This window comes from Candidatus Rhabdochlamydia sp. W815, assembly GCF_018642185.1.
GTDB lineage: Bacteria > Chlamydiota > Chlamydiia > Chlamydiales > Rhabdochlamydiaceae > Rhabdochlamydia > Rhabdochlamydia oedothoracis.
Genome location: NZ_JAAVTY010000139.1, coordinates 1 through 3,048, shown reverse-complemented (window position 1 = coordinate 3,048; position 3,048 = coordinate 1). Strand labels below are relative to the sequence as shown.

General features: G+C 32.2%; 2 protein-coding genes. One reads left to right on the top strand and one right to left on the bottom strand.

The genetic code is table 11. The features are described from left to right. Window positions 1–85: 85 nt before the first annotated feature. A complete protein-coding gene (locus RHOW815_RS07495) occupies window positions 86–307 on the bottom strand; it encodes a helix-turn-helix domain-containing protein (RefSeq protein WP_215217696.1) in 222 nt (73 codons plus the stop codon). Window positions 308–726: 419 nt separating this feature from the next. Here RHOW815_RS07495 and RHOW815_RS07490 point away from each other — a divergent pair, with 419 nt between their 5' ends. Continuing rightward, entirely contained in the window at window positions 727–2,949 is a 2,223-nt protein-coding gene (locus tag RHOW815_RS07490; protein ID WP_215217695.1) for a collagenase, read from the top strand. The last annotated feature ends 99 nt before the right edge of the window (window positions 2,950–3,048 follow it).

The following is a 3,048-nucleotide window of genomic DNA, read 5'->3' as shown; positions in this document are numbered from 1 at the left end:
TATATTGGAACGGACTATTAATGTTTGGACTACTGGGATATTGGATGAATTTCTTAAGTCGGCAAGTATCTTTAAAACAGTAAATTTAATTCAAGATAGGTTCAAGTGTTCCTAACACAAGTGCAATTTTAAGAAGGGACTCAAGAGATATCTTTCCTGTCTGTTCAAACTTTTTCAGCACCCCAAAACTGACTCCAGAGCGGTCTGATAAGGTTTGCTGACTAAAGTTAAGAGATAAGCGCTTTTCTTGTGCTTGTTTTGCAATGTGTTTTTGAATTTCCCATGGTGTTAACATAAATACAGTCATTATTATATCCTTTATAAAGAAAAACATCTTATAATGATTATAATAATATCCTTAATAAATTAAATCAAGAGTGATTTCCTAATTTCAGTAGAAGAAGTTTTTATCTTAGGAGCCTGAAAGAGAATGAACGCAAGTTCTTCTAGCGACAGAAAATGGATATCTCAATCGAGATTTAAATTAATAGAAAATACTTTACCTGTTTACACAATTAAGTAGTTCTGACTAGTGTGCTCTTATAGATAGTATGGGATATGAATGCCGTTTATATATCGAGCTTAAAATAAAAAATGATTGTTGAGGTTTCTAGCTAATTACTGAATAGTTCTCTGTCTTAACTAAGAGATTTTTATAATTAAATGAAATTACGGTTCATATCTATACTATTTTTTAATAAATAATTTTACTTTAGGTATAAAAAAATGAATTCTACAAATCTTCTTTTAAATATAAGTACAATGCATGGAATGAATTTTCTTCATGCAAACAGTAATAACAATCAGTCGATGGTTTTCCTTGATCAAAATCAAACAATAGAAAAAGTAGATGAAGTAGTTAAAATGAGAAATTTTACAGCTTCAAAGCACAGCTTTCGTACAAAGCGTTCTCTTTCAACAGTTCCTCCTAGTAGATTTGAGAAATTGATGAAGCTTGTCAATATAAATGATCACCCAGCCGGTACTCATAACGATCCTCAAGATAATAGCCCCAAATCTCTTGAAGGGTTAGGAGAAAATGAATTCTACCCAGGGGTTTTAACCGATGCTAAAAAGACAATCGATCAAATTCTGCTAAAGCCAGAATTGCTCCACCAGAGCGAAGGGAAAAAAGAAAGGGAAGATTCGACCAAAGCGCAATGGGAAGATTTGACCAAAGCGCTCAAAGTTATTTATGAATATCAGTGCAGTACACATTTTGATTCTAAAAATATGGAAATAATGAAAGGTACTTTAGAAAAGGTTGGTAATTTTTTCTCAAGAACTCCCATTACAACTGAAATGCGGTTTTTATGTTTTAAAAATTGGGTTGGCGTATCCTCCTTCAATTTAAAAAATCTTATTGGTTTTAACGATCTTAGCCAAGCTAAAATTTACCTAATCAAATTAAAGGAAATCCTGTCGAGTTCTAACGAAGAGATACAAAATATTGTGTACAAATATGCTAATGCGTTATTTAAATATCAATTTATTGAAAAATGTTTAGATGACGGGTGTATAGTCAAACAGGACTTGTTTGCGGTAATAGAAAAAACTTTTAACTTATGTAAAGAATCAAAAGAAAAAAGCGAATATTATTTTATCAGAAACGCTTTGATGTCTTTTGAAGACATACTACACGCCACTAAAGACACCGCATTCAAAGATGAGATTGTTGATAAACTAAAACAAGGTTTTGACAGCCTTTTTAAAGGATTAACGTCCAAAGAGGAAAGAATTGTAAAACAATTATCTTATTTAATAATCAAATCGATTAGAGAAAAAAATCTTGTGTCTTTATTTCCATTTTGCAAAAAAACCACCGTTAAAGATATATATCCCTATCAAAAAGAGATCTCTATAAAACCTATAAAGGTTAATGTCACCTCTGCTGTAGATTGGAACCATGATCTAATGAAACAGATTCACGGCAAGCTCCAAGATACTTACTCTCATTTTATAAAAGAGTTTGGATCCGTATTAGATATCAATTCTCAAGAGATTAAATGCAATTTATATGTTGCAAGTAGTAATCGTTTATATGAGATTTTTAATTATGTTTTGCTTGAAAAATCTACAGGAAACGGAGGTGTAACCGAATGTTCTTACGTGGGGCCCTTATGCATTCCAACCGCTGCTATCTATGTAAAAAACAATGAACTTTGGAATTTAGAGCATGAATTTAACCATATCTTGCTTCATTTGCATGCTGGTCTTAAAGTGAATCATCCAATGGATAAATTTGGAAAATATGGGAGACTTGACTGGTTGAATGAAGGTCTTTCGTATGTATTAATTCCCAAGAATTTTTTGGCGGAAAGTGTTAAAAGAACCCTAATAGAGAAGGGACTCGTTCGTATAAAAGATATTATAGAAGCAACTAGACAAAACTATCAGATCTCTTATTCTTTTGTAGAGTATCTTTTAACTAAACAAAAACCAACTCTTAATAAAATATTGATTTATACAAAAAATGAAAAGGAAGACCTGCTGAAAAAAGAGCTTGAAAAGCTTAATTCTTTGGAGCGTGATTATCACACTTATCTAATGACCCGTTGGACCCTTCCAGAAAATACACGTAAATCAACAACAGTAGAACTACAGATGCTGGCAACTGTCAATATACAATCGATAAGTTTGGATCCTTTATTAAATCAGACTACAAAATATCTAGAGGAAAAATGGACTCCGGAGAAAGGAAGAGAAGCGGTTAGAAAAATTACATATGGATCTGTAATAACGTTTGGATTAGCATCCGCATGTTTAGCCTATATGTCTAAGCAGAAAGGTGGAAAGGGAAAAGGTGGTTGCAATCGTTTGAAAGCGATAAGAGATCGAAAAGGTAATCAGTTTATGGAAAAACCTCCGGAAATAAGACTTCGAAATAACAGGAGAAATGAATTTTTCCGTAATGACTCAAAGTCTTTACAAAGAAAAGGCAATACTTAAGATGTGATCAATAGAGCTCTTTCAAAACTAGGAAATAAAAAAGCCCTTGTATAAAATAATGCCCTTAAAAATACGTAAGGGCATGATGAAATTTGAAAA